26 protein-coding genes are annotated in these 25,150 nt (G+C 59.4%); 11 read left to right on the top strand and 15 right to left on the bottom strand.

Annotated features, from left to right (window positions below):
* The first annotated feature begins 34 nt into the window (after nt 1–34).
* Complete coding sequence (locus ACYZT5_RS24220; protein ID WP_462047725.1) at nt 35–325, top strand: DUF2782 domain-containing protein; 291 nt, start codon at nt 35–37, stop codon at nt 323–325.
* A 58-nt stretch (nt 326–383) separates the two neighbouring features.
* Nucleotides 384–1,334 carry a homoserine kinase gene (locus ACYZT5_RS24215; RefSeq protein WP_462047724.1) on the top strand — a complete coding sequence of 317 codons (951 nt, stop codon included), beginning with the start codon at nt 384–386 and terminating at the stop codon, nt 1,332–1,334.
* A 118-nt stretch (nt 1,335–1,452) separates the two neighbouring features.
* Here the strand turns inward: ACYZT5_RS24215 and znuA are convergent, their stop codons facing one another.
* Nucleotides 1,453–2,373 (bottom strand): zinc ABC transporter substrate-binding protein ZnuA, encoded by a 921-nt coding sequence (znuA, locus tag ACYZT5_RS24210; protein ID WP_462047723.1) that lies wholly within the window; start codon nt 2,371–2,373, stop codon nt 1,453–1,455.
* Between the two features lie 66 nt (nt 2,374–2,439).
* Here znuA and zur point away from each other — a divergent pair, with 66 nt between their 5' ends.
* From zur to ACYZT5_RS24190, 4 genes are read left to right on the top strand one after another with little or no spacing between them, the layout of a single operon-like run.
* Entirely contained in the window at nt 2,440–2,922 is a 483-nt protein-coding gene (gene zur / locus ACYZT5_RS24205; RefSeq protein WP_462047722.1) for a zinc uptake transcriptional repressor Zur, read from the top strand.
* Nucleotides 2,922–3,707, top strand: coding sequence for a zinc ABC transporter ATP-binding protein ZnuC (gene znuC, locus ACYZT5_RS24200; protein ID WP_462047721.1), 786 nt, complete (start codon nt 2,922–2,924; stop codon nt 3,705–3,707). The genes zur and znuC overlap by 1 nt, the downstream gene beginning before the upstream one ends.
* Nucleotides 3,700–4,488, top strand: coding sequence for a zinc ABC transporter permease subunit ZnuB (znuB, locus tag ACYZT5_RS24195; protein WP_462047720.1), 789 nt, complete (start codon nt 3,700–3,702; stop codon nt 4,486–4,488). Before znuC ends, znuB begins: the two co-directional genes overlap by 8 nt.
* A gap of 37 nt (nt 4,489–4,525) precedes the next feature.
* Nucleotides 4,526–5,242 (top strand): PA5502 family lipoprotein, encoded by a 717-nt coding sequence (locus ACYZT5_RS24190; RefSeq protein ID WP_462047719.1) that lies wholly within the window; start codon nt 4,526–4,528, stop codon nt 5,240–5,242.
* Nucleotides 5,243–5,377: 135 nt separating this feature from the next.
* On the opposite strand, the gene katE is transcribed toward ACYZT5_RS24190, so the two are convergent.
* Complete coding sequence (gene katE / locus ACYZT5_RS24185; RefSeq protein ID WP_462047718.1) at nt 5,378–7,516, bottom strand: catalase HPII; 2,139 nt, start codon at nt 7,514–7,516, stop codon at nt 5,378–5,380.
* A gap of 264 nt (nt 7,517–7,780) precedes the next feature.
* Between katE and ACYZT5_RS24180 the strand changes: the two genes are divergently transcribed.
* The 3 genes from ACYZT5_RS24180 to ACYZT5_RS24170 all read left to right on the top strand — a co-directional run bounded on the left by ACYZT5_RS24180 (nt 7,781) and on the right by ACYZT5_RS24170 (nt 10,326).
* Nucleotides 7,781–8,788, top strand: coding sequence for a methionine ABC transporter ATP-binding protein (locus ACYZT5_RS24180; RefSeq protein ID WP_462047717.1), 1,008 nt, complete (start codon nt 7,781–7,783; stop codon nt 8,786–8,788).
* Entirely contained in the window at nt 8,788–9,462 is a 675-nt protein-coding gene (locus ACYZT5_RS24175; protein WP_064675254.1) for a methionine ABC transporter permease, read from the top strand. The genes ACYZT5_RS24180 and ACYZT5_RS24175 overlap by 1 nt, the downstream gene beginning before the upstream one ends.
* A gap of 90 nt (nt 9,463–9,552) precedes the next feature.
* Complete coding sequence (locus ACYZT5_RS24170) at nt 9,553–10,326, top strand: MetQ/NlpA family ABC transporter substrate-binding protein (RefSeq protein ID WP_462047716.1); 774 nt, start codon at nt 9,553–9,555, stop codon at nt 10,324–10,326.
* A gap of 175 nt (nt 10,327–10,501) precedes the next feature.
* On the opposite strand, the gene ACYZT5_RS24165 is transcribed toward ACYZT5_RS24170, so the two are convergent.
* The 5 genes from ACYZT5_RS24165 to ACYZT5_RS24145 are packed head-to-tail and all read right to left on the bottom strand — an operon-like array spanning nt 10,502 to nt 14,410.
* Nucleotides 10,502–11,137: an SCO family protein gene (locus tag ACYZT5_RS24165; protein WP_462047715.1), complete on the bottom strand. Its 636-nt coding sequence runs from the start codon at nt 11,135–11,137 to the stop codon at nt 10,502–10,504.
* Entirely contained in the window at nt 11,134–12,033 is a 900-nt protein-coding gene (cyoE, locus tag ACYZT5_RS24160; RefSeq protein ID WP_462047714.1) for a heme o synthase, read from the bottom strand. The genes ACYZT5_RS24165 and cyoE overlap by 4 nt, the downstream gene beginning before the upstream one ends.
* Entirely contained in the window at nt 12,021–13,100 is a 1,080-nt protein-coding gene (locus ACYZT5_RS24155) for a COX15/CtaA family protein (protein WP_462047713.1), read from the bottom strand. Before ACYZT5_RS24155 ends, cyoE begins: the two co-directional genes overlap by 13 nt.
* Nucleotides 13,101–13,110: 10 nt before the next feature.
* Nucleotides 13,111–13,704, bottom strand: a complete 594-nt coding sequence (locus tag ACYZT5_RS24150; RefSeq protein ID WP_462039651.1) for a hypothetical protein — start codon at nt 13,702–13,704, stop codon at nt 13,111–13,113.
* The gene (locus ACYZT5_RS24145) at nt 13,670–14,410 is read right to left on the bottom strand and encodes an SURF1 family protein (RefSeq protein ID WP_462047712.1); all 741 of its coding nucleotides are present in this window, start codon (nt 14,408–14,410) and stop codon (nt 13,670–13,672) included. Before ACYZT5_RS24145 ends, ACYZT5_RS24150 begins: the two co-directional genes overlap by 35 nt.
* Nucleotides 14,411–14,480: 70 nt before the next feature.
* Between ACYZT5_RS24145 and ACYZT5_RS24140 the strand changes: the two genes are divergently transcribed.
* On the top strand, nt 14,481–14,684 hold the full coding sequence (locus tag ACYZT5_RS24140; RefSeq protein ID WP_094469789.1) for a twin transmembrane helix small protein: 204 nt from the start codon (nt 14,481–14,483) through the stop codon (nt 14,682–14,684).
* Between the two features lie 4 nt (nt 14,685–14,688).
* Here the strand turns inward: ACYZT5_RS24140 and ACYZT5_RS24135 are convergent, their stop codons facing one another.
* From ACYZT5_RS24135 to coxB, 4 genes are all read right to left on the bottom strand, one after another.
* Nucleotides 14,689–15,576 carry a cytochrome c oxidase subunit 3 gene (locus tag ACYZT5_RS24135; RefSeq protein ID WP_462047711.1) on the bottom strand — a complete coding sequence of 296 codons (888 nt, stop codon included), beginning with the start codon at nt 15,574–15,576 and terminating at the stop codon, nt 14,689–14,691.
* A 25-nt stretch (nt 15,577–15,601) separates the two neighbouring features.
* The gene (locus ACYZT5_RS24130) at nt 15,602–16,153 is read right to left on the bottom strand and encodes a cytochrome c oxidase assembly protein (RefSeq protein WP_462047710.1); all 552 of its coding nucleotides are present in this window, start codon (nt 16,151–16,153) and stop codon (nt 15,602–15,604) included.
* 27 nt (nt 16,154–16,180) lie between these two features.
* Nucleotides 16,181–17,773 carry a cytochrome c oxidase subunit I gene (ctaD, locus tag ACYZT5_RS24125; protein ID WP_462047709.1) on the bottom strand — a complete coding sequence of 531 codons (1,593 nt, stop codon included), beginning with the start codon at nt 17,771–17,773 and terminating at the stop codon, nt 16,181–16,183.
* 82 nt (nt 17,774–17,855) lie between these two features.
* The gene (gene coxB, locus ACYZT5_RS24120; protein ID WP_462003434.1) at nt 17,856–18,983 is read right to left on the bottom strand and encodes a cytochrome c oxidase subunit II; all 1,128 of its coding nucleotides are present in this window, start codon (nt 18,981–18,983) and stop codon (nt 17,856–17,858) included.
* A gap of 371 nt (nt 18,984–19,354) precedes the next feature.
* Here coxB and ACYZT5_RS24115 point away from each other — a divergent pair, with 371 nt between their 5' ends.
* Nucleotides 19,355–20,005: a hypothetical protein gene (locus tag ACYZT5_RS24115; protein WP_462047708.1), complete on the top strand. Its 651-nt coding sequence runs from the start codon at nt 19,355–19,357 to the stop codon at nt 20,003–20,005.
* 122 nt (nt 20,006–20,127) lie between these two features.
* Here ACYZT5_RS24115 and ACYZT5_RS24110 read toward each other — a convergent pair whose 3' ends face one another.
* The 4 genes from ACYZT5_RS24110 to ACYZT5_RS24095 all read right to left on the bottom strand — a co-directional run bounded on the left by ACYZT5_RS24110 (nt 20,128) and on the right by ACYZT5_RS24095 (nt 25,142).
* A complete protein-coding gene (locus ACYZT5_RS24110; RefSeq protein ID WP_462047707.1) occupies nt 20,128–21,654 on the bottom strand; it encodes a SulP family inorganic anion transporter in 1,527 nt (508 codons plus the stop codon).
* Between the two features lie 80 nt (nt 21,655–21,734).
* Nucleotides 21,735–22,466 (bottom strand): carbonic anhydrase, encoded by a 732-nt coding sequence (locus ACYZT5_RS24105; RefSeq protein ID WP_462047706.1) that lies wholly within the window; start codon nt 22,464–22,466, stop codon nt 21,735–21,737.
* Nucleotides 22,467–22,708: 242 nt separating this feature from the next.
* On the bottom strand, nt 22,709–23,767 hold the full coding sequence (locus ACYZT5_RS24100) for a PA0069 family radical SAM protein (protein ID WP_008152485.1): 1,059 nt from the start codon (nt 23,765–23,767) through the stop codon (nt 22,709–22,711).
* A 70-nt stretch (nt 23,768–23,837) separates the two neighbouring features.
* Entirely contained in the window at nt 23,838–25,142 is a 1,305-nt protein-coding gene (locus tag ACYZT5_RS24095) for a c-type cytochrome (protein WP_462047705.1), read from the bottom strand.
* Nucleotides 25,143–25,150 lie beyond the last annotated feature (8 nt).

Below are 25,150 nucleotides of genomic sequence, written 5' to 3'. Positions count from 1 at the left end.
GCGGGACCGTTGACGACAAAGGGACAAGGTTATCATGCGCACACTAAATCGCCTGTTGCTGGCTGGCATGTTTGCAATCGCACCATTGGCCGTCATGGCGGCGGACGATGCACCATCGCCGGAGCCGGAAGTCACCATTCGCACGGAAGGCGATAAAACCATCCAGGAATACCGCCAAAACGGTTTCCTGTACGCGATCAAGGTTACCCCGAAGGGCGCGCCGCCTTACTTTCTGGTGCGTGCGGACGGAACGGATGCAAACTTCATCCGCTCGGATCAGCCGGATATGCTGATCCCGTCGTGGAAGATTTTTGAGTGGAAGTAGTTTCTTAATTTCAATCGGCGCTGGCTCAAGCAGCGGCGCCCGTACTGGCAGTTCAAACATGTCTGTGTTCACCCCGCTGGCTCGGCCCGAGCTGGAAACCTTTCTCGCCCCTTACGGGCTCGGCCGCCTGCTTGATTTCCAGGGGATTGCCGCCGGTAGCGAAAACACCAATTTCTTTATCAGCCTGGAGCAAGGCGAATTTGTCCTGACGCTGGTTGAGCGTGGTCCGGTTCAGGAGATGCCGTTCTTCATTGAACTGCTCGACGTGCTGCACGACGCCGACCTGCCAGTGCCTTATGCATTGCGCACCACCGACGGCGTCGCCTTGCGCGAACTGGCCGGCAAACCTGCGCTGTTGCAGCCGCGTCTGGCCGGCAAGCACATCAAGGAAGCCAACGCGCAGCATTGCGCTCAGGTCGGCGAGTTGCTCGGTCATCTGCACCTTGCAACCCAGGCCAACATGATCAAGCGCAAGACGGATCGCGGCCTGGACTGGATGCTGGAGGAGGGTACGCAGTTGCTGTCGCACCTGAATGCCGAGCAGAGCGATCTGCTGCAACGGGCTCTGGACGAAATCACACAGAAGAAGACGAAAATTCTGGCGCTGCCGCGAGCCAACATCCACGCCGACCTGTTCCGCGATAACGCGATGTTCGAAGGCACTCACCTGACCGGCTTGATCGACTTCTACAACGCCTGTTCGGGGCCGATGCTCTACGACGTGGCGATTGCGTTGAACGACTGGTGTTCAGACGAGGACGGGTTGATCGACGGGCCGCGGGCGCGGGCGTTGCTCGGCGCTTATGCAGCGTTGCGACCGTTCATCGCGGCCGAGGCGGAGTTGTGGCCGACCATGCTGCGGGTGGCATGTGTGCGGTTCTGGTTGTCGCGGTTGATTGCGGCGGAGTCTTTCGCCGGGCAGGACGTGTTGATTCACGATCCGATGGAGTTTCAGCAGCGGTTGGCGCAGCGTCAGAAGGTCAGTACACCCTTGCCGTTCGCCCTTTAAAAGCTTCGCGGGCAAGCCTCGCTCCCACAGGGTTTGTGTCGTTCACAATATTGGCGAACGACACAAACCCTGTGGGAGCGTGGCTTGCCCGCGATTGGGGCCGACACAGTTTTCTGGACTACAGCGACTCCAGACACCCCGCCAAATCATTCCCCAACTTCTCCAGCACCTGCTCATATCCCTGAGCGGTCGCCGGCGTGTACCCGCCCAGCGCGTCCAGTTCCGCGAGTTTCACCGGCAGACCCGTCACCAGGGTTTCTGCCAGGCGCGGACGCAGCGGTGGTTCGCTAAACACGCAGGTTTTGCCGACCTCCTGCAGTCGAGTGCGCATCGCCGCGACGTGCTGGGCGCCGGGTTGGACCTCGGCCGCGACGCTGAACACGCCGGTGTGCTTGAGGCCGTAGGCGTCTTCAAAGTAGTCGAAGGCCTCGTGGAATACGAAATACGGTTTGCCTGCGATACCGGCCAGACGCGCCTTCAAGCGAAGATCCATCGCATCCAGACGCTCATCGAACGCCTTGAGGTTGCTTTGATAACGCGCTGCATTGGAAGGATCGGCTGCACTCAGGTCAGCAGCCATTTTTGTGGCGATTACGCGAGCGTTGACCGGCGAAAGCCACAAGTGCGCGTCCAGACTGCCGGGGCGGTGGTCGTGATCATGTTCGTCGGCTTCTTCTGCATGGGAGTGGTTATCTTCGGCGAAATGTCGCAGTTTCAGGCCCGGCAGGTCCTGCACGGCGACGCTGGGGAGCGTACGACCGTTCAGCACGCGAGGCAGGAAACCTTCCATGTCCGGGCCGATCCAGTAAACCAGATCCACCGATTGCACCTTCCGTACGTCGGATGGGCGCAAGGCATAGTTATGAGGCGAGGCACCGGGCGGCAGCAAGACTTCCGGAATCGCCACACCGTCCTGCACCGCCGCGGCGATCAGCTGTAGAGGCTTGATACTGGTGAGAACTTTGACTTCGGCGTGAGCTGAACCCATCAGCAGAAAAGTTGCGATAAATGCGACAAAGATAGAAAAAAGTCGGGGCACGATGAACACTCGAAGAGGCGAGAACGGGTAACATAATAACGTCTCTCACAAAACTCGTCGCCGCTCATGCCTAAAACACCGATTGCCAGCCGTCCCCACGACCACTCTCATTGCGTCCATAGCGCATTGTCTGAGGCCGACACTCTGTGCGCACGTCAAGGCCTGCGCCTGACCGCCTTGCGCCGGCGGGTGCTGGAGCTGGTATGGCAAAGCCACAAGCCGTTGGGTGCCTACGACATTCTCGCGGTGCTCAGCGAGCAGGACGGCCGCCGCGCGGCGCCGCCGACCGTGTACCGTGCGCTGGATTTCCTGTTGGAAAACGGCCTCGTACACCGCATCTCCTCGCTGAACGCTTTCGTCGGCTGCAATCACCCGGGACACGCCCACCAGGGCCAGTTCCTGATCTGCCGTGAATGCCACGCTGCGATTGAACTTGAACAAAAATCCATCAGCGACGCGATTATCGGCAGCGCCAAGGATGTCGGGTTTGTCGTGGAAGGCCAGACCGTTGAAGTGGTCGGCCTCTGCTCGGGTTGCCAGGGGGTTTGATGAGCAACGCGCTGATCCGTCTCGAGCAGGTTGCCGTCACCTTTGCCGGGCAAAGCGTGCTGGATAACATTGAGCTGAGCGTCGAGCCCGGGCAAATCGTCACCCTGATCGGCCCCAATGGTGCCGGCAAGACGACCCTGGTGCGCGCTGTTCTCGGTCTGTTGAAACCGGACAGCGGCAGCGTGTGGCGCAAGCCGAAACTGCGGGTCGGTTACATGCCGCAAAAACTTCACGTCGATCCGACGCTGCCGCTGTCGGTGCTGCGCTTTTTGCGTCTGGTGCCAGGCGTGGACCGCGCCATGGCCTTGGCGGCCCTCAAGGAAGTCGGCGCCGAACAGGTGATCGACAGCCCGGTGCAAAGTGTTTCCGGTGGCGAAATGCAGCGGGTGCTACTGGCGCGGGCATTGCTGCGCGAGCCGGAATTGCTGGTGCTCGACGAACCTGTGCAAGGCGTCGATGTGGCCGGTCAGGCCGAGCTCTACAGCTTGATCACACGACTGCGTGATCGTCACGGCTGCGGTGTGTTGATGGTGTCCCACGATCTGCACTTGGTGATGAGCACCACCGACCAGGTGGTCTGCCTCAACCGCCACGTTTGCTGTTCCGGTCATCCCGAGCAAGTCAGCGGCGATCCGGCTTTCGTCGAGCTGTTCGGAAAGAACGCACAAAGCCTGGCGATTTATCACCACCATCACGACCACGCCCATGACTTGCATGGTTCGGTGGTCAGCGCGGCCCCGTCGGCCCCTACCCACGTTCACGGAGATGGCTGCAAGCATGGCTGATTTTCTGCTCTACGCCCTGCTTGCAGGTCTGGCCCTGGCGTTGGTCGCGGGCCCGCTGGGTTCGTTCGTGGTCTGGCGGCGCATGGCCTATTTTGGCGACACCCTTTCCCATGCCGCGCTGCTCGGCGTGGCCTTGGGCTTTCTGCTGGATGTCAGCCCGACCGTTGCGGTCACCGTAGGCTGTTTACTGTTAGCCGTGCTGCTGGTGACCTTGCAACAGCGCCAACCGCTGGCGTCCGACACGCTTTTGGGAATTCTCGCACCGAGCACGCTCTCTCTGGGCTTGGTCGTACTAAGCTTCATGCACGAAGTGCGGATCGACCTGATGGCTTATCTGTTCGGCGACCTGCTGGCGATCAGTCCGACCGATCTGGCCTGGATACTCGGCGGCAGCGCGGCCGTTATGGCCTTGCTGGTGACATTGTGGCGGCCATTGCTGGCGATCACGGTGCACGAAGAATTGGCCAGGGTTGAAGGTCTGCCGGTGGCGGCGTTGCGCCTGACCCTGATGTTGTTGATTGCCGTGGTGATCGCGGTGGCGATGAAAATCGTCGGTGTGTTGCTGATTACTTCACTGCTGATCATCCCGGCGGCTGCGGCACAACGTCACGCCCGGTCACCGGAGCAGATGGCACTGGGCGCGAGCCTGCTGGGTATGCTCGCGGTCTGTGGCGGCCTGGCGCTGTCGTGGTTCAAGGACACCCCGGCGGGCCCATCGATTGTTGTGACGGCCGCCGCACTGTTTCTGCTGAGTTTTGTCCTGCCCCGTCGAGGGGTGTAGACTTGCTCGTTTTTTGCGCAAATAGAGAGTCGCAGGAATGAAGCTGTTAGCCTCCCGTTATCTGCTCCTTGTCGCATTTTCGCTGCTACTGGGCGCTTGCCAAAGCACGCCACCGGCGGCCACCGAGGCTACCGCTGCACGGGCCACGGCCATCGCACAGCTGGAAAAAAGCCTCGCCAGCAGCGAATTGGCTACTGCCGAAGATCAACTGGCTGCCTTGCAGGCCGAGTCGCCCAATGATCAATCCCTTGAGCAATACCAGCGACAACTGGCCGAAGCCTATCTGCGCCGCAGTCAGATCGTGCTGCAAAAAGGCGATGTGAATGCGGCTGCCACTGCTCTGAGCCGCGCCCGGGCGTTGATGCCCAAGGCTCCGGCGCTGACGGGTGGGGTCAACAACGCCATCGTTGATGCCCGCAAAGCTGAGCTGGATAGAGCCGAAGCTGCGCTCATGGCTGCCGAAGCCAAGCCACAGGCCAAAGTCATTGATCCGACGGCTGAAAGCACCACGGTTGCGTTGAACCTGACGGATATGACGAAGCTTCGTCGCCAATTGGATGCGATCGCCGCCGATGTGGTGAATTACCAGTGTGACGTGAGCATTCAGGCGCCACGCACCCAGGACTACCCTTGGTTGGCGACGTTGCTGACCAAGCGCGTGAAGAAGCTCGATGCTGATTTTGATCTGAATCTGGAGAAGCAGATTCTGCGCAATGTTCCTGCGCAGATGGTTTTGAGTCCGCGTAAACCTTAAAAGCTTCGCGGGCAAGCCTCGCTCCTACAGAGTCGCGTCGTTCATACCACTAGCGAACGACACAAATTCCGTAGGAACGAGCGGTGCGGCGATCCGACTTGCCCGCGAAGGCGTCCTCCCTACCAATAAAGAAACTTAAGCCGGAATCGCCTTGGCCTTAGGCTCCCTGTCCCACACCCGATGCTGCCCGATCGCGGCAAAAAACGGTTTGATCAACTTCGCATCCGTACCCACGATCAACCCCGCATCAGCCTCCAGCTTCAATACATCCAGCAACTGTTTGGCCTCGCCATGCAGTGCAATCGCCTTCAAGTGCTTGTACGCCTCCAGCAGGTAATGCAGCGCCACACCGTCGGTGCTTAACGCCTTGATCGACGCTGCGCCACCGGGCACAAACACCGCATCAAATGCCACCGAAGGCAAGCCTTCCATCGACGCATCGACCGGCAGTGTCTTGCCATCGGCGGTCGTCACCGGCGCAGACGTCGGGCCGAGCAGTTTGGCGTGCGCACCTTCGGCCTTCAGCGCTTTCTTCATTGCATCAATCGCTGCACCATCGACCCCATTGGCTGCCAGGATCACCACTTTGCGGGTTTTGATATCCGCCGGCAGCAAGTTGGCCTGACTCAGCGCCGGCGAGCGATCCAGCGAGGTCTTACGCACCTCGACCGTCCCGGCCTTCGGAGCCGGTAGACCAAGGTTCTGCGCCACACGCTTGGCCAGATCCAGGTCAATGTTGGCGAGGATTTCATTCACCTCGCGTGCGCGGATGTGCTCTCGTTCAACCTTGCCCAATTCAAAGCTATAAGCCGAGATGATGTGTTCCTGCTCGTGTTTGCTCATGCTGTGGAAAAACAGCCGCGCCTGGGAGAAGTGGTCGCTGAACGATTCGCTGCGCTGACGGATCTTGTTGGCGTCGATACGCTCTGGATAACTTTCAAAGCCGCCGTCCTGTGCTGCCGGCGGAGTTTCTTTCGGCCAGCCGCTATCAATCGAGTTCGGCTCATAGGACGCGCGGCCCTTGTCGATGGTGCTGCGATGCAGCGCATCCCGTTGATCATTGTGGAACGGCGCCACCGGGCGGTTGATCGGGATCTCGTGAAAGTTCGGCCCGCCGAGTCGGCTGATTTGTGTATCGGTGTAGGAAAACAGTCGACCTTGCAGCAATGGATCGTTGGAAAAGTCGATCCCCGGCACGATATGCCCAGGGCAGAACGCGACCTGTTCGGTTTCGGCGAAGAAGTTGTCGGGGTTGCGGTTGAGGGTCATTTTGCCCAGCGGGGTGATCGGCACCAGTTCTTCCGGGATCAGCTTGGTCGGGTCGAGGATGTCGAAGTCGAATTTATGTTCGTTTTCCTCCTCGATGACTTGAACGCCTAGTTCCCATTCCGGGTAGTCGCCCATCTCGATCGACTCCCAGAGATCGCGACGGTGGTAGTCGGTGTCTTTACCGGCGAGTTTCTGCGCTTCATCCCACACCAGCGAACAGGTCCCGGCCGTGGGGCGCCAGTGGAATTTGACGAAGCGCGATTTACCTTCGGCATTGATCAGGCGGAAGGTGTGCACCCCGAAGCCTTGCATGCTGCGCAGGCTTTTGGGGATCGCCCGGTCGGACATGGTCCAGATCACCATGTGCGCCGACTCCGGTACCAGCGAGACAAAATCCCAAAAGGTATCGTGAGCGGAGCCGCCGGTGGGGATCTCATTGTGCGGCTCGGGTTTTACCGCGTGCACGAAGTCAGGAAACTTGATCGCATCCTGAATGAAAAACACCGGCATGTTGTTGCCCACCAGGTCGAAGTTGCCTTCGTCGGTGAAAAACTTCACCGCGAAACCTCGCACGTCCCGCACGGTATCGCCCGACCCACGAGGGCCCTGCACCGTGGAGAAACGGACGAAAACCGGGGTTTTTTGGCTTGGATCTTGTAGGAACCCAGCCTTGGTCAGCACGGAATGGGTTTCATAGGTCTGGAAGTATCCGTGAGCACCCGTGCCGCGGGCGTGGACGATGCGCTCGGGAATGCGTTCATGGTCAAAGTGCGTGATCTTTTCACGCATGATGAAATCTTCCAGCAACGATGGCCCGCGCGCGCCGACCTTCAACGTGTTCTGGTTATCCGAGACTTTCACGCCCTGGTTGGTACGCAGGGCCTGTTCAGTGGCGTCGGAGCGAAATTGCTCCAGGCTGTCGAGCTTGGCATTGGTGTTGCCGCGGTCCAGGGTATCGGTCCCGGCCAGTGCGCTTTGGGTTGCGGCAGGTTTTTTAGTACTCATCAGACAAAACTCCTCGTTGCGATTCCTGCCGTAGCCAGGACTCTTGAGCAATTCCCCAGGCACGGCACCGGGGGCGTTTTCGAGTTGCCTAATTAGTGACTGATGACGTTTTGCGCCGTTCCTTTTTTCTAACCTTTGATCGCGTTATTGCCAAATGGAAGGTTGAATGCCGAATAAATGCTAATAACCTCTATACGGACAGGCTAAAATGCGCGCCCGGCTAACCGCTGATCCTTTTCCAACGCGCCCCACAAGGTTCGCTACGTGATCGAGTTTCAAAACGTCCACAAAACCTACCGCGTCGCCGGTAAGGATATTCCCGCCCTGCATCCGACCAGTCTGACGATTGAGAACGGTCAGGTCTTCGGCCTGATCGGCCATTCCGGTGCGGGAAAAAGTACCCTGCTGCGTCTGATCAATCGCCTGGAAAACTCCAGTGGCGGCAAGATTTTCGTCGACGGCGAAGAAGTGACTGCGCTTGACGCCAACAGCCTGCGGCGCTTCCGTCAGCAGGTCGGGATGATTTTCCAGCACTTCAACTTGCTGGCGTCCAAGACCGTGGCCGACAACGTCGCGCTGCCCCTGACCCTCGCCGGCGAACTGTCGCGCAGCGAGATCGACCAGCGTGTGGCCGAGTTGCTGGCGCGGGTCGGCCTGTCCGACCACGCCAGGAAATACCCGGCGCAATTGTCTGGCGGTCAGAAGCAGCGTGTCGGCATCGCCCGCGCCCTGGCAACCAAGCCGAAAATCCTGCTGTGCGACGAAGCCACCAGCGCACTGGACCCGCAGACCACTGCGTCGGTCCTGCAATTGCTGGCCGAGATCAATCGCGAGTTGAAGCTGACCATCGTGTTGATCACCCACGAGATGGACGTGATTCGCCGAGTCTGCGACCAAGTGGCGGTGATGGACGCTGGCGTGATCGTCGAGCAAGGTTCGGTGGCCGAGGTGTTCCTGCATCCGAAGCACCCGACCACCAAGCGTTTCGTGCAGGAAGACGAGCAGATTGACGAAAGCGAACAGCGCGATGACTTCGCTCACGTGCCGGGTCGCATCGTGCGTCTGACCTTCCAGGGCGAAGCGACCTACGCGCCGTTGCTGGGTACCGTCGCTCGGGAAACGGGTGTGGACTACAGCATCCTGGCCGGTCGTATCGACCGCATCAAAGACATCCCCTACGGGCAATTGACCCTGGCTGTCACCGGTGGCGACATGGAGGCGGCGTTCGCCCACTTCACCGCGGCTGACGTCCACATGGAGGTGCTGCGCTGATGGAAGTCCTGACAAGTTTCTTCGTCAATATCGACTGGTTTGAAATCTGGCTGGCCACCGGCGATACCTTGCTGATGCTTTTCGGTTCGCTGTTGTTCACCGTTTTGCTCGGCCTGCCCCTGGGCGTGCTCTTGTTCCTCTGCAGCCCGCGTCAGTTGCTGGAAGCCAAGGGCGTCTACGCGATGTTGTCGCTGGTGGTGAACATCTTGCGTTCGCTGCCGTTCATCATCCTGCTGATCGTGATGATCCCGTTCACCGTGTTGATCACCGGTACGTCCCTCGGTGTCGCCGGTGCGATTCCACCGCTGGTGGTGGGCGCCACGCCATTCTTCGCGCGACTGGTGGAAACCGCCCTGCGTGAAGTGGATCGCGGCATCATCGAGGCAACCCAGGCCATGGGCGCGACAACGCGGCAGATCATCACCAATGCCTTGCTGCCGGAAGCCCGTCCGGGCATCTTCGCGGCGATTACGGTGACAGCCATTACACTGGTGTCCTACACGGCGATGGCCGGTGTGGTCGGCGCGGGTGGTCTGGGTGACCTGGCGATTCGTTTTGGTTACCAGCGTTTCCAGACCGACGTGATGGTGGTCACCGTGGTGTTGCTGCTGGTGCTGGTCCAAGTGCTGCAAACCGTTGGCGATAAGTTGGTTGTGCACTTCTCCAGGAAATAAAGAGTCCCGTAAATAACAAATGAGCCGGCCATTCGCTGGCAGGCGCCAAATTCAGGCGTCGCAAGCGAGTACCCACAAGGAGTTAGCTGAATGAAAAAACTACTCGTCGCGTTCGCAGCCGTTGCAGCGTTCTCTGCTCAGGCCGATGAAACCCTGACCGTCGCAGCCACCCCGGTTCCGCACGCAGAAATCCTCGAATTCGTTAAACCGGCCCTGGCCAAAGAAGGCGTGGACCTGAAGGTCAAAGTCTTCACCGACTACATTCAGCCGAACGTGCAAGTTGCCGAAAAACGTCTGGACGCCAACTTCTTCCAGCACCAGCCGTACCTCGATGAGTTCAACAAGGCCAAGGGTACCAACCTGGTGGCCGTTGCCGGCGTGCACCTGGAACCGCTGGGCGCTTACTCCAGCAAGTACAAGGCACTGACCGAACTGCCAGGCGGCGCCAACGTAGTGATCCCGAACGACGCCACCAACGGCGGCCGTGCGCTGTTGCTGCTGGCGAAGGCTGGCGTGATCAAGCTGAAGGATTCGAACAACATCCTCTCGACCGTCAAGGACATCACCGAGAATTCAAAGGACCTGAAATTCCGTGAACTGGAAGCCGCGACCATCCCGCGCGTGCTGACGCAGGTTGACCTGGCGCTGATCAACACCAACTACGCGCTGGAAGCCAAGCTTGATCCGGCCAAGGATGCGCTGGTCATTGAAGGCAGCGACTCGCCTTACGTGAACATCCTCGTTGCCCGCCCAGACGATAAGGACAGCGAAGCGATGAAGAAGCTGGTTGCTGCCTTGCACAGCCCGGAAGTGAAAGCCTTCATCCTCGAGAAGTACAAAGGCGCGGTATTGCCGGCGTTCTGATTTAACCCTCTACACCTGATCGTTCCCACGCTCTGCGTGGGAATGCCTCACCGGACGCTCTGCGTCCGCTCTTGGGACGCGGAGCGTCCCTGGCTGCATTCCTTTGCTGCGCGTGGGAACGATCAGGTACAAAAAAACCGCAGCTTGGGCTGCGGTTTTTTTTGGGGTCGGTTTCTTACTTGCGGTTAAGCATCACCGGCAATTGCGCCACCAGTTTCTGGTTGTTCAACGGTGCACGAATGAACCCACGCTGCATCCCGTCCGGCCCGATCACTGCCAGGTTGCCGCTGTGGTCGACGGTGTAGTTCGGCTTGCTGGTGTCCGCCGGAATGAACGGAATGCTGACCGCATTGGCGAGTTTCTGGATGTCTTCGACCGAAGAAGCCGTCAGGCCTTTGAACTGCGGATCGAAGTAGCCCAGGTACTGCTTGAGCTGCTTGGGTGTGTCGCGGTTCGGGTCGACGCTGACCAGAATGATCTGCAACTTATCCACCGCTTCCGGCGGCAGCTCGCTTTTGATCTGGCGCAACTGGGCGAGGGTGGTTGGGCAGATGTCCGGGCAGAAGGTGTAGCCGAAGAACAGCAGCGACCATTTGTCTTTCAGCTCGTTGACCGCCACCGGTTTACCGTCCTGATCGGTCATCGTCACGTCCGGCAGGTTACGGCTTTGCGGCAACAGGATGATCCCGGCGTCGATCAACGCGGTCGGATCGCCTTGGCCTTTACCGGACAGCACTTTGTTAATGGTCAGGCCCAGGACCAGCGCGATCAGGGCGACGAGGATGAAGACGGTTTTCTGGGTTCGAGTCATAGGTTCAACAGTAAGTAGTGGTCTACGAGCAGCGCGATAAACAGCAGGAACAAGTAATAAATAGAGTACTTGAAGGTGTTGATCGCCGCGTGCGGCCGAGTGCCACGGTACAGCACCACGGCCCATTGCAGAAACCTCGCGCCAAGTCCCAGTGCGCAAATCAGGTAGAGCACGCCGCTCATGTGGATCACGTAAGGCATCAGGCTCACGGCCAACAGCGCGAAGGTATACAGCAGGATGTGAACCTTGGTGTAGTGCTCGCCATGGGTTACCGGCAGCATCGGAATGTCGGCCTTGGCGTATTCCTCTTTGCGGTGAATGGCCAGGGCCCAGAAGTGCGGCGGGGTCCAGGCGAAGATGATCAGCACCAGCAACAGGGGTTCGGCGCTGACGTGGCCGGTGGCGGCGGTCCAGCCGAGCAGTGGCGGGGCGGCGCCAGCCAGGCCACCGATGACGATGTTTTGCGGCGTCGCGCGCTTCAGGAAACCGGTGTAGACCACCGCATAGCCGAGCAGCGAGGCCAGCGTCAGCCAGGCCGTCAGTGGATTGGTGAAGGCCAGCAGTACGGTTTGCCCAAGCACCGCCAATACCAAGGCAAAAGTCAGCGCGGCCGCCGGTGACACTCGACCCTCTGCCAAGGGTCGTTTGTGCGTGCGGGCCATGACCGCATCGATCCGTCGGTCCACGACATGGTTGACCGCCGCCGCACCGCCGGCACACAAGGCGATCCCCAGATTGCCGAACACCAGCACCGTCCACGGCACCCCGGCGCGGGTCGCGAGGAACATCCCCACCAGCGAGGTGATGAGCATCAGCACCACCACTTTCGGCTTGGTCAGCTCCAGGTAGTCGCGCCAGATCGCCTGACTGTGACGTTCGCCGATCAGAGTCGCCATGGCATTTCTCCTTTTATTGTTATGGGCCCGGCTGAGTGTTTGCGCGGGCTGAACCGCCAGCGCGCAGGGGTTTGCTGCTTGACCCGAACCAGACTGGTTCGCGCGTGATAATTGACCAGCACCATCGTCAGTAACAGTGCCGCGCCGCCCGCGTTGTGAGCGACGGCCACGGGCAGTGGCAGGTGAAACAGCACATTGCTGATGCCGAGGGTGATTTGCGCGGCGAGTGCGATCAGCACCAGCCCGGCCAAGCGCGTCATGCCGACCACCTTGAGTTGCCAGGCCAGACCCAGCAACACCAGGGTCACCAGCAAAGCGCCGATGCGGTGAGTCAGGTGAATCGCCGTGCGGGCATCACTGTCCAGTTGCCCGCCGAGGTAGTTGGGGCCGATGTGTTGCGTCAGGTGAAAGCCGTTGGCGAAGTCAGCCGGCGGCAGCCACTGCCCGTGACAGGTCGGGAAGTCGATGCAAGCCACCGCTGCGTAGTTGGAACTGACCCAGCCACCGAGAGCGATTTGCCCGATCACCAGCAGCAACCCGGCGGTCGCCCAGTACTGCAATCGCCGTGGCACCGTCAGCGCCGGTAACACGCCGGACAATCGCAACGTCAGCAAAAACAGCAGGCTCAACGTCGCAAAACCACCGAGTAAATGCCCGGTGACCACCTGCGGCCAGAGCTTGAGCGTCACCGTCCACATGCCGAACGCTGCTTGGGCGAACACCACCGCCAGCAGAAACAACGGCAGCTTCACCGGTTGCCCTGGATGACGACGATGGACCCAGGCGCGGCCGGCCAATACCGAGATCAACAGCCCCAGCGTGCCGGCGAAATAGCGATGGACCATCTCGTTCCAGCTCTTGTGGGCCTCCACCGGTGCATCGGGAAAGTGCAGTTCGGCATGCGCCAACTGGGCTTCGCTTTTCGGCACGCTGATAAACCCGTAGCAACCGGGCCAGTCCGGGCAGCCGAGGCCGGCGTGGGTCAGGCGGGTGTAGGCGCCGAGCAACACCACAATCAGTGCCAGCAAGGTGGCAAACAGCGCGAGGCGAAATCCAGGTTTGGCCATGACGATGCCCTTATCCGATGTTCGACAGTTTCAGCAGATGGCGCAGGTCGTTGAGCAGATCCTTACCCTTCACCGTCGGGTCGTAGCGCAGCACCAGATTGCCGTGAGGGTCGATGATCCACAGCTGCGGCACAGCCTTGTCGCCGGCAGTTTTATGGAAGTCGGTCAGGTTCAGTGGATAGCGCTGCAATTGAGGATACTCGCGCGTGAGCTTGGCGTCGTAATCACTGCTCAGCGGTTGCGCCGCGGCGAGGGCGTGACTGGCGCGCCCGGCATCGCGGCCGAGGCCGATCTGGACTTGCCGCGCCAGGTACACCAATTGTTGGCAGTCGACCGAGCACTCCTTGGGCGCCGTGACCAGCAATTGCCAGCGATCCTCTTGCGCCTGCACGCCGAGGTCGGCGCGGGTCTGGCCGTTGCCGATCAGTTCGCCGTGGTAACTGCGACCCTCCGGCACCCAGAACTGCAATTTGTACATGCCGGTGGCGAGGATCATCGGACCGATCACCCCAAGCAGGATCAGCAGCAACTGCAAGCGCCCTTTACGCCGACTCGCGGGCGTTTTCGCCTCAGACATGCTGGGTGGATTCATGGCCGCTCCCATGGTGTTTCTCCTTTGCGTTGTGCCAGCCGAGATAGAGATAGAGGCCGAACAGGGCGATCGACATGGCGAACCACTGCACGGCATAAGCCAGGTGTTTTTCCGGCCCCATGGCAACTACTGGCCAATCGGCCTGGTAGGACGCGGGGCCGGTTTCTTCGCGTAATTCGTAGGAAAAACCTTCACGATCGAGCGCTGTCCAGAGCTTGGCCGGCTCGACCGCGGTGATCAGTTGTGGCCAGGTCGTGGTGCTCGGGTCGGCGTGCAATTGGAAGGTGGCACCGGGGGAGACGTAGACCCAGGCATTGAGACTCAATGCCTCTTTGGGTGTAGTGAATTGCGGCGGGGTGCGCCGATCCGGCCACGGCAGCCAGCCGCGATTGACCAGCAGCCAGAGCCCGGTCGCCTGATCCTGAAACGGTTGCAGCAGCTCGACGCCGACCTTGCCGCCACGCTGGCGGTTATCCAGCAACAGGCTGTGCGCGGCATCGAACTGACCATGTAGGCGAACGCGGCGGAAGGACGGATCCTCGGTGTGTAGCAGCTCGGTGCTGGCCATCGGTTCAGCCGCCCGACGCTCGGTATAGCTGTGCAGCAGCGCACTTTTCTCCGCGCCCCGGCTCAGTTGCCAGAACCCGAGTGACACCAGCATGGGCAGCAACAACGCCACCACCACGGTCGGCACGATGCCCGGCCGAAAGCGCTTCATGGCATCGCCAGAAAGTCGCTAGTTGCAATAGCTATACTCAAGTGCATCGCCTTTCCCCCGGAGTCTCACCATGCTCAAAGCAGCCATCGTCCTGATGCTGATTGCCACGGTTGTCAGCCTGTTCAGCGGCCTGTTTTTTCTGGTCAAGGACGACAGCAGCTCGAACCGCCTCGTCATTGCCTTGAGTGTTCGTGTTGCCCTGGCCGCCATCACCGTCGGCTTGATCGCCTGGGGTTTTTTCAGCGGCCAGTTGGTCTCTACTGCGCCTTGGTAAAGCCTCAGAGCACGTAGACGAAAACGAACAGACAGATCCACACCACGTCCACGAAGTGCCAGTACCAACTCGCTGCTTCGAAGCCAAACTGATGCTCGTTGTCGAAATGCCCGCGCATGATCCGCATCAGCATCACGAACAAGATGATGGTGCCGATGGTCACGTGGGCGCCGTGGAAACCGGTGAGCATGAAGAATGTTGCGCCGTAGATGCCCGAACCCAGGGTCAGGCCCAGTTCGTGATAGGCGTGAATGTACTCTTCGGCCTGAAAGCCGAGGAACGCGCTGCCCAGTAATACGGTGATCGCCAGCCAGATTTTCAGCGCGCCGCGATGGCCCTTTTTCAAGGCGTGGTGGGCGATGGTTATGGTGACGCTGGAACTCACCAGCAGAACGGTATTGAGCAGCGGCAAGCCCCAGGGGCTGATGACTTCCTTGGGTGGCGGGAAGAGTTGCGGGTCAGGGGTATGCAGCAATGGCCACGCAAACTGGAAGTTCGGCCAGAGCATGTGGGCGATGCCTTTGACCCCTTCACCACCGAGCGCCGGGCCGGAAATGTTACGCACATAAAACAGCGCGCCGAAGAACGCGATGAAGAACATCACCTCCGAGAAGATGAACCAGCTCATGCCCCAGCGGAACGAGCGATCCATCTGTGCGCTGTACAACCCGCCGCGACTTTCCTTGATCACTGTGCCGAACCAGCCGAACAGCATGTACGCCAGCAGCAGACCGCCGACGAAAAAGATCAGCGGGCCGTGGGAGTCCGGCCGCGCCGCTTTCAGATCGTTGAACCAGGTGGCCAGGCCGAACACCGTGACGAACATGCCGACGGTGGCGATGATCGGCCATTTGCTCTGTGCCGGAACGTAATAATGTTCATGAGTTGCCATTTATTGTTCTCCTTATCGGGCACGCTCAGCCGCCAGTATTTATAGCCACCGGTGGATGTCGGGCGGTGATATCGAACAGCGTGTAGGACAGCGTCAGGTGCTTCACATCCTTGGGCATGTCACGGTCAACGATGAAACGTACCGGCATCTCGATCCGTTGACCGGGCTGCAGCACTTGCTGGGTAAAGCAGAAACATTCGGTCTTGTGGAAGTACGCCGCCGCTGCGCTGGGCGCGATGCTCGGAACCGCCTGTGCGCTCATCGGGCGATCGGTCGGGTTGTGGGCGATGAAAATCATCTCGTTCACCGCCCCCGGGTTGGCCGTCAGCTCGTCACCTTTGGGATAGAAATCCCAGGACATGTCGGCGGCGTTGGTCGTCAGAAACTGCACGCGAACCTGCCGTGAGGTGTCGACCGTTTGCTCGCCCTCGTACTGCCCGGCGGTTTTGCCATTGATGCCGAACGCCTTGCACATCACGTCGTAGATCGGCACCAGGGCAAACCCGAAGACAAACATCGCCACCACCACCATCAGCAGGCGCGTGACCAGCTTCTTCAACGAAATCGAATCAGCCATGGTGGTGGGCCTCAAGGGCTACAGCGTTCATTTCACTTCCGGCGGCGTGGTGAAGGTGTGATACGGCGCCGGTGACGGAATGCTCCATTCCAGGCCTTCGGCCCCATCCCACGGTTTGGCCGGTGCTGGCGGGCCGCCGCGGATGGTTTTGATCACGATGAACAGGAAGAACAGCTGGGTGGCGCCGAACATGAACGCGCCGATCGACGACACCATGTTGAAGTCGGCGAATTGCAGGTTGTAGTCCGGAATTCGCCGCGGCATGCCCGCCAGCCCCACGAAGTGCATCGGGAAGAACGCCATGTTCATGCCGATGAACGAGAGCCAGAAGTGCAGCTTGCCAAGGGTTTCGTCGTACATGTGGCCGGTCCATTTCGGCATCCAGTAGTAAGCCGAAGCGAAGATCCCGAAGATCGCCCCCGGTACCAGTACGTAGTGGAAGTGCGCGACCACAAAATACGTGTCCTGGTACTGGAAGTCCGCCGGGGCGATGGCCAGCATCAACCCGGAGAACCCGCCAATGGAGAACAGGATGACGAACGCCACGGCGAACAGCATCGGTGTCTCGAAGGTCAGTGAGCCTTGCCACATGGTGCTGGCCCAGTTGAACACCTTCACTCCGGTCGGCACCGCGATCAAAAGCGTCGCGTACATGAAGAACAATTCGCCCACCAGCGGAATGCCGACCACGAACATGTGGTGCGCCCAGACGATGAATGACAGGAAGGCAATACTGGCCGTGGCATAGACCATCGAGGTGTAGCCAAACAGCGGCTTGCGCGAAAAGGCCGGAATGATCGAGCTGACGGCACCGAAGGCCGGCAGGATCATGATGTACACCTCGGGGTGACCGAAGAACCAGAACACGTGCTGGAACAGTACCGGGTCACCGCCACCGGCGGCACTGAAGAAGCTGGTGCCGAAGTGGATGTCCATCAGCATCATGGTCACGCAGCCGGCCAGTACCGGCATCACCGCGATCAGCAGGAACGCGGTTATCAGCCAGGTCCAAACGAACAGCGGCATTTTCATCAACGTCATGCCGGGGGCGCGCAGGTTGAGGATGGTGGCGATCACGTTGATCGCGCCCATGATCGAACTGATCCCCATCAAGTGGATGGCGAAGATGAAGAACGTCACGCTTTCCGGCGCGTAGGTCGTCGACAGCGGGGCGTAGAACGTCCAGCCGAAGTTCGGTCCGCCACCGGGGGTGAACAGGGTCGACACCAGCAGGATGAATGCTGCCGGCAACAGCCAGAAGCTGAAGTTGTTCATCCGTGGCAGGGCCATGTCCGGCGCGCCGATCATCAACGGGATCATCCAGTTGGCGAGGCCGACGAAGGCCGGCATCACCGCACCGAAGACCATCACCAGACCGTGCATGGTGGTCATCTGGTTGAAGAATTCCGGTTGGACGATTTGCAGTCCCGGCTGGAACAACTCGGCACGAATCACCATGGCGAACGAGCCGCCCAGCAAGAACATGGAGAACGCAAACCACAGGTACAGCGTGCCGATATCCTTGTGGTTGGTGGTCAGCACCCAGCGCATCAGGCCTTTGGCGGGGCCGTGGGCGTGCGCGGTGCCGGTATGAACATGGTCATCGATTACAGCAGTCATGTCCTGTCTCCTGCAAACGGATGGGCTGGGCAGGCCGGGGCGCGATGCCCCGACCGGTTCCTTACGTGCGCAATAGACCGGGTCATTTGCTTTCCGCCTGTTTCAGCTCCAGCACTTCTTTAGGGGTGACCATGTCGCCCTTGTTGTTGCCCCAGGCGTTACGTTCGTAGGTCACGACCGCTGCGATATCGACTTCCGAGAGCTGCTTGCCGAACGCCGCCATGGCGGTGCCGGGCTTGCCGTGGAAGACAATGCTCAGGTGACCTTCTTTCGGTCCGGTGGCAATTTTCGAGCCTTTGAGTGCCGGGAACATCGGCGGCAGGCCCTGACCTTCGGCCTGGTGACAGGCTACGCAGGTGGTGTGATAAATCTTGTCGCCGCGCTCTTTGAGCTCGTCGAGCGTCCATTCCTTGCTGGTCAGCTCTTTGAGCTGCATGGCTTCAGCCTTGCGTTCGCCCAGCCATTTTTCGTAATCAGCCTTTTCCTTGACCTCGACCACGATCGGCATGAAACCGTGATCCTTGCCGCACAATTCGGCGCATTGACCGCGGTAGATGCCGGGCTTGTCAATCCGGGTCCAGGCTTCGTTGACGAACCCCGGAATCGCATCACGCTTGACCGCAAAGGCCGGCACCCACCAGGAGTGGATGACGTCGGCGGAAGTCACCAGGAAGCGCACCTTGGCGCCGATCGGCAGCACCAAAGGCTTGTCGACCTCAAGCAAGTAGTGCTCGCTCTTGGCTTCCTTGTTGTGGATCTGATCGGCGGGCGTGGTCAGGTTGCTGAAGAACTCAACGTCCTGGCCAAGGTATTTGTAGTGCCACTTCCACTGATAGCCGGTGACCTGGATATCAATATCCGGCTCACTGGCGTCGTACATCTTGATCAGGGTTGCGGTAGCGGGAACCGCCATGGCCACCAGGATCAGGAAGGGCACGATGGTCCAGAGAATTTCGACGGTGGTGCTTTCATGAAATTTTGCGGCCACCTGCCCGGTCGAGCGGCGGTGGAGAATCATCGACCAGAACATGGCGCCGAAGACGATGATGCCGATCACTACACAGATCCAGAAAATGGTCATGTGCAGGTCAAATACTGCGTGACTGATTTCAGTCGCTCCCGGCGCCATATTCACAGTCCAGGCCGCTTGTGCCTGACTGAAAATCGACCACAACAGGAGGCCCATCCAGACGTGTGGATGTCGCATCATTGCGGGTTCCCCTTATCGTTCTTTTTATCCCGCCGGCTTTCACCTGCGGCAAGGGAGCGGCTTTTTCAGACTACAAACTTGAATCGCCGGGCCTTGCTACGTGTGCAGTCGGGCGTCATCAGCTAACTCGATTCCCACCCGAGTATAGACAGCGACTGCCACCTCGCAATGTGATGGAGTAAATGATCTGAAACAGCTGGGACTTGCGTTCTAGGTCACGAATGGAGAAGGATGCAGACGAGTGGTGGCAAACCGATATAACTTCGATGTCTCAAGGATGAAATATTTATGACAAATGCGTCTTAGCATTTTTCGTATGCCAGCTAAGTTATGTCTTCCCTATTTCATTGCCTTTGTTTCCTGGAGTTTTCATGAACACCGCCGCATTGCGCGAGCAGATCCAAAAAGCCCAACAACACGAAGCAGACACCGGCCTGCTGACTCGTCAGCTGGAAACCCAACTGCCACACCTTCACTCCGCCATCCAATTGCCGGAGGTTGACGCCAACGGCGTGATGACGCGTTTTGTGGCCGCGTATATAGAGCAAGTGCCAGATCTGCTGGACGCAGCCAATGAAGTCGCTAGGGAAGCGGGTATCGAATCACAGATCAAACCGGTGCTGAAAATCGCCGAGCAGTTCTTTCTCCAGCCGCCGGCGATCATGGCCGGTCATGTCGGTCTGGACAGCCTGCTGGACGAAGCCTATCTGGCGCACCGCCTGGTCGAAGAGGTCAATGACCTGTACATCAAGCATTTTGGCCAGCCACTGATCCCCTTGGACATGACTGTTGCCAACCTGATTGCCCACCAACTGATCGGCGAGGATTTTGCCAATCAATTGGATGAGGCGGTGCATCACGCCGTCGACGAGATGCTCAACGAAGACAGTTTCGCGCTGGAATCGGTGGAAGCCTACCGCGAGAAACTCAACAGCCCGGACACTGGCGCTGCGTGGAAACGCTGGCCGTGCCTGTCGCGTCAGTTAGGCGTAGGCCTTGAGCTGGATCAGCCTGCAGCTTGATCCAACTGAGTAAACCGAACACCTGTGGGAGCGAGCCTGCTCGCGATTGCGATATGTCATTCAACATTTATGTCGATTGATACACCGCCTTCGCGAGCAGGCTCGCTCCCACATTGTTACCTCTATGCCGTAGAACCGACGCCGGTGGTGGTTCGTAAGCGCCCTTCCAACCTACGCTTCAACCCCCGCGCTTCAATCAGCAGCTTCGAACCCTTCGCTGCATTGGCCCGACCCCATTCCTCCAGCAACTCCAGACACGAGTGATCGATGTAGCTCAAGTTATTGAGCGGCACATGCACCGTCGCGCCCGGTGGAATTGTCGCCAGCACTTGAGTCAGCGCCGGGACTTTGAGAAAAGTAGCTGCACCAATCAATCGCAGTTCCATTTCACCGTCCTTGGGCAGGTCGATCAGGCTGATTTTCAGCCGCGAAGCCTTCCAGGCCAGTTTGGCCAGGGTCAGACCGAAGCCAATCAGCACGCCGGTCAGCAGGTCGGTGAAGATGATTGCCAGAGCGGTCGCCGCGTAAGTAAACATCGGCATCCGGCCATAACGGCCGAGGCCGCGAAAGGCCTTGAGGTCAACCAGTTTGAAACCGGTGTAGACCAGAACGCCCGCCAGACTCGCCACCGGAATGCTTTGCAGCACGCTGGACAGCAGCAACACGAAAGCCAGCAGCCACAGACCATGGAACACCGCCGACAGTCGTGTGGTGGCGCCGGCCTGGACATTGGCCGAACTGCGTACGATCACGCCGGTCATCGGCAGCGCGCCGAGCAAACCGCAGAGCATGTTGCCGACGCCTTGAGCTGACAGTTCGCGATCGAAGTCCGAACGCTGGCCGCTGTGCATGCGGTCCACCGCAGCGGCCGAGAGCAGGGTTTCGGCGCTGGCGATAAACGCCACGGCAAACGCCGCAATCAGCAAGGTCGGGTCAGCCAGATTCAGCAAGTCGGCGGGTTTCAGCCAGTCGATGGCTTCCGCCAGGTTGGCCGGGACTTCCACTCGTTTAACCTGCAAGGCGAGTACCAGGCTGGCGACAGTCGCCAGACCTACGCCAAGGAGTGCACCGGGAATGAAGCGCAGGGAATGGGGGCGGAATTTTTCCCACAGCCACATCACCGCAATCGTCGATATTCCGAGCAAACCGGCTTGCCAGCCAAAGGAGGGCAAGGCCTGGACGACCGCAGCCGGGAAGGCTGCCAGATTATCCAGCCCCGAGGGCTTGGGCACGGAGTCGAGCATCACATGCACCTGTGACAACACGATCAACACGCCAATCCCGGCGAGCATTCCGTACACCACCGCAGGCGCCGTGACCCGAAACCAGCAGCCCAGTTTCAAGCGTCCGGCCACCAATTGCAGAAATCCGGCCAGCAGCAGAATGGGCCCGAGCATGGCGATACCATGCTGGCGCACCAGTTCGAACACCAGAACAGCCAAACCGGCCGCCGGGCCGCTGACTTGCAGTGGCGAACCGGCAATCCAGCCCACCACCAAGCCACCGATGATCCCGGTGATCAAACCTTTGGACGGCGGCAACCCCGAGGCGATGGCGATGCCCATGCACAAGGGCAGGGCGACGAGAAACACAACCACGGACGCTAGCAGCTCCCGTGGCAGAACAGCTTTGAGTTGAGCAGCACGCATGGTGACTCTCCCGAAGTTTTCTTCAGGCGTGGCGAAGCCAGGCTGCTTGATCAGCAACCTCGGCTAAACCACACAATGATTTAGAAGCGCGCTTTGGGCGTCGCCACCGGAATCGGATGGCTGCCATCGAGCGGCAGGAAACAACCCTTTTCCGCGTCGTAAGCTTTGATTTCGCTGGTTTCGATGTTGTAGATCCAACCATGGATAAACAGCTGACCATTGGCCATGCGCGAGGCTACCGACGGGTGCGTGCGCAAATGCTGCAGCTGGGCGATCACATTCTCCTCGGTGAGGACGTGCATGCTTTCGTTTTCGTCAGCGCAATGGCAGTTTTCCTGGACCATGGTTTTTGCCACTTCGGCATGACGCAACCAGGCTTTGACCGTCGGCATTTTTTCCAGGCTTTGCGGGTTGAGCACTGCGCGCATCGCGCCACAGTCCGAATGCCCGCAGATGATGATGTGCTGCACGCCGAGGGCCAGCACTGCGTATTCGATTGCCGTGGAAACACCGCCGTTCATTTGCCCATAAGGCGGCACAACGTTGCCAACGTTACGGGTCACGAACAGGTCGCCGGGGGCGCTTTGGGTGATCAGTTCAGGAACGATGCGCGAATCGGCGCAGGCGATGAACATCGCTCTGGGGCTCTGGGCCGTGGCAAGTTTTTTGAAGAGTTCTTCCTGCTGTGGAAAAACCTCGTGATGAAAATGCAAAAAGCCGTCAACGATATGCTGCAGCGCTGCATCGGCGGTTTCCGCCTCTGGTTGGGCTGAAGCCGACGCAGCCAACGGCTGTTTATCCTTGTCACTCATGATTCATCCTCTTTGGCGGAGTCAGGGAATTGTCCCGTTTTGTCCGGTGTGAAGCCAGTGGCTGTTTAAAAAACATCCAGGTCGAAAATCTCGACCCGTCAGTCACTCGATGAACAAGGTAGCCGTTGAAACTTAACTCAAACTGAATAAAACGCTCTAGGACGTGTGTTCCAGGTCACAAAAAACGTGACCGGCCTAAAGACCAGGTGCGTTTCCCACTACTCACCATAGGCCAATTGTCCTTAAATCAACGACATCTGGCGACCCGGCGGACAGAAGGCTTCGCAGTCCAGATTGAAACCTTCGCGACGATTGAGCCCCAGGCGTTTGATTGTTTTGGCAAATCGTTGCGCCAACAGGTCAGCAAATGGCCCTTCACCGCGCATTCGTGCGCCAAACCGACTGTCGTAGAGCTCACCGCCACGGCTTTGACGAATCAGACTCAACACATGAGCGGCACGCTGAGGATAGTGGGCCGCCAGCCATTCTTCGAACAGCGGCGCAACTTCCAGCGGCAGGCGCAGCATCATGTAGGCCGCACTTTGCGCACCCGCGGCATGAGCCTCGGTGAGCAGGCTTTCGAGTTCGCTGTCGTTGATCATCGGAATCATCGGCGAGCACAGAACTCCCACCGGAATTCCCGCTTCACGCATCACGCGGATCGCCCGTAACCGGGCCTTGGGTGCAGCGGCGCGCGGTTCGAGGATGCGTTTGAGCTCATCGTCCAGGGTAGTGAGGCTGATCATCACCGCCACCAGCCTTTGCTCGGCGAGTTCGGCCAGCAGGTCCAGATCCCGAAGAATCAGCGAGCCCTTGGTAATGATGGTCACGGGATGGCGATAGCGCAGCAGCACTTCGAGGGTTTTGCGGGTGATTTTGTGTTCGCGTTCGATCGGCTGATAAGGGTCCGTGTTGGAGCCCAGATTGATCGGCGCGCATTGATAGCCGCGCTTGGACAGTTGTTCTTCCAGCACATCGGCGGCGTTGGTCTTGGCGATCAGTTTGGTTTCGAAATCCAGCCCTGGCGACATGTCCCAATAAGCGTGGCTGGGCCGCGCGTAGCAATAGATGCAGCCGTGCTCGCAGCCGCGATAGGGATTGATCGAGCGATCGAAGGGCAAGTCCGGCGAGTTGTTACGAGTGATGATGGTTTTCGCCGTTTCGATGCGCACCTCGGTGCCTTGGGTGATCGGCGCTTCCTGGTACCAGCCGTCATCCTCGGCCACCGAGCGATTCGGCGCGAAGCGGTTGTGCGGGTTGGTGGCGGTGCCGCGACCGCGCGGGGGAAGAGGGGTGGACATGAAAACGCCTCTGTACTGTTTTTATATACAGTATAGAGGCGTTACTCATCTGGCTAGTGCCGCTGGGCAGTCAGTTTTTCTGGGTGATTTGCCCCAGATCGTCGCCCGATGTGGTCTTCATATCATCCGTGCGCCGGTTCGCCACCTCGCTCGCCTTGACCGGCGAGCCGCCGTTACCCCAGCTGCTGCGGATGAAACTCACCACGTCCGCCACTTCCTGATCCGACAAGCGCCACGCGAATCCCGGCATGGTAAAGGTCGAAGGAGCCATGTGGGTCGCTGGTAGAGTGCCGCCTTTGAGTACGATGTGAATCAGCGACGTCGGATCCTCCGATTGCAATACAGGGTTGCCCGCCAGCGCTGGGAACACTTTGGTGTAGCCATGACCATCGGTACGGTGGCAGGCCGCGCAATTGTCGATGTACACCGAAGCGCCGGGCTTGCTGTCGTCACCCTTCCACAGCGCCTGTGCGACCTGTTTGTCGTACTGGTGCGGCTGATCGTCGGGACCATTCGCCGGCAAGGACTTGAGGTAACGGGCAATTGCGGTCAGATCGTTGTCGGTCATGTACTGCATGCTGTGCGTCACCACATCACTCATGCCACCGAACACCGCGCTGCGATCGCTGCGACCGGTCTTGAGAAACTGCACCAGTTGTTCTTCGCTCCAGCTGCCGAGACCTTCCTTGTGATCGCCCCGCAGACTTTTCGCGATCCAGCCTTCAAGCGGCGCACTGCCTGACAGAAATGCGCTGCCTTCGCCTGCATTCAAGGCTTTTTCCTGCATGGTCAGGGCACGTGGCGTATGGCACGCGCCGCAATGTCCGAGGCCTTCCACCAGATAAGCCCCGCGATTGACCACGGCATCTTCACCCGGCGTGGCTGTGTAATCCTCGACGGCCGGCGCAAACATCCAGCGCCAACCCGCAAGTGGCCAGCGCATGCTCAACGGCCAGGGGATGTCGCTGTCCTTGTTCTCCTGAGTGACTGGCGCTACGCCCTGCATAAAGTAGGCGTACAAGGCTTTCATGTCCGATTCGCTGACGCGTGCGTAGGACGGATATGGCATGGCCGGGTACAGCGTACTGCCGTTTTTGGCGACGCCATGCCGGACTGCTTTATCGAAGTCCTCGAAGCTGTAGTCACCCAAGCCGGTTTTATCCGGAGTGATATTGGTGGAGTAGATCGTCCCGATCGGTGTTTCCATCGGTAGGCCACCGGCGAAGGGCTTGCCGTCCTTGGCGGTGTGGCATGCCACGCAGTCGCCCGCGCGGGCGAGGTACTCGCCTTGTTTGATCAGGTTTTGATCAATTTCTGCGGCGTTGATCGAGCCACAACCGAGCAGCACCAGAGTCGCGATAACACGTGTTTTCATGGTCATCG

Source organism: Pseudomonas sp. LB3P14, from assembly GCF_054898045.1.
This window is presented reverse-complemented; position numbering and strand designations above follow the sequence as displayed.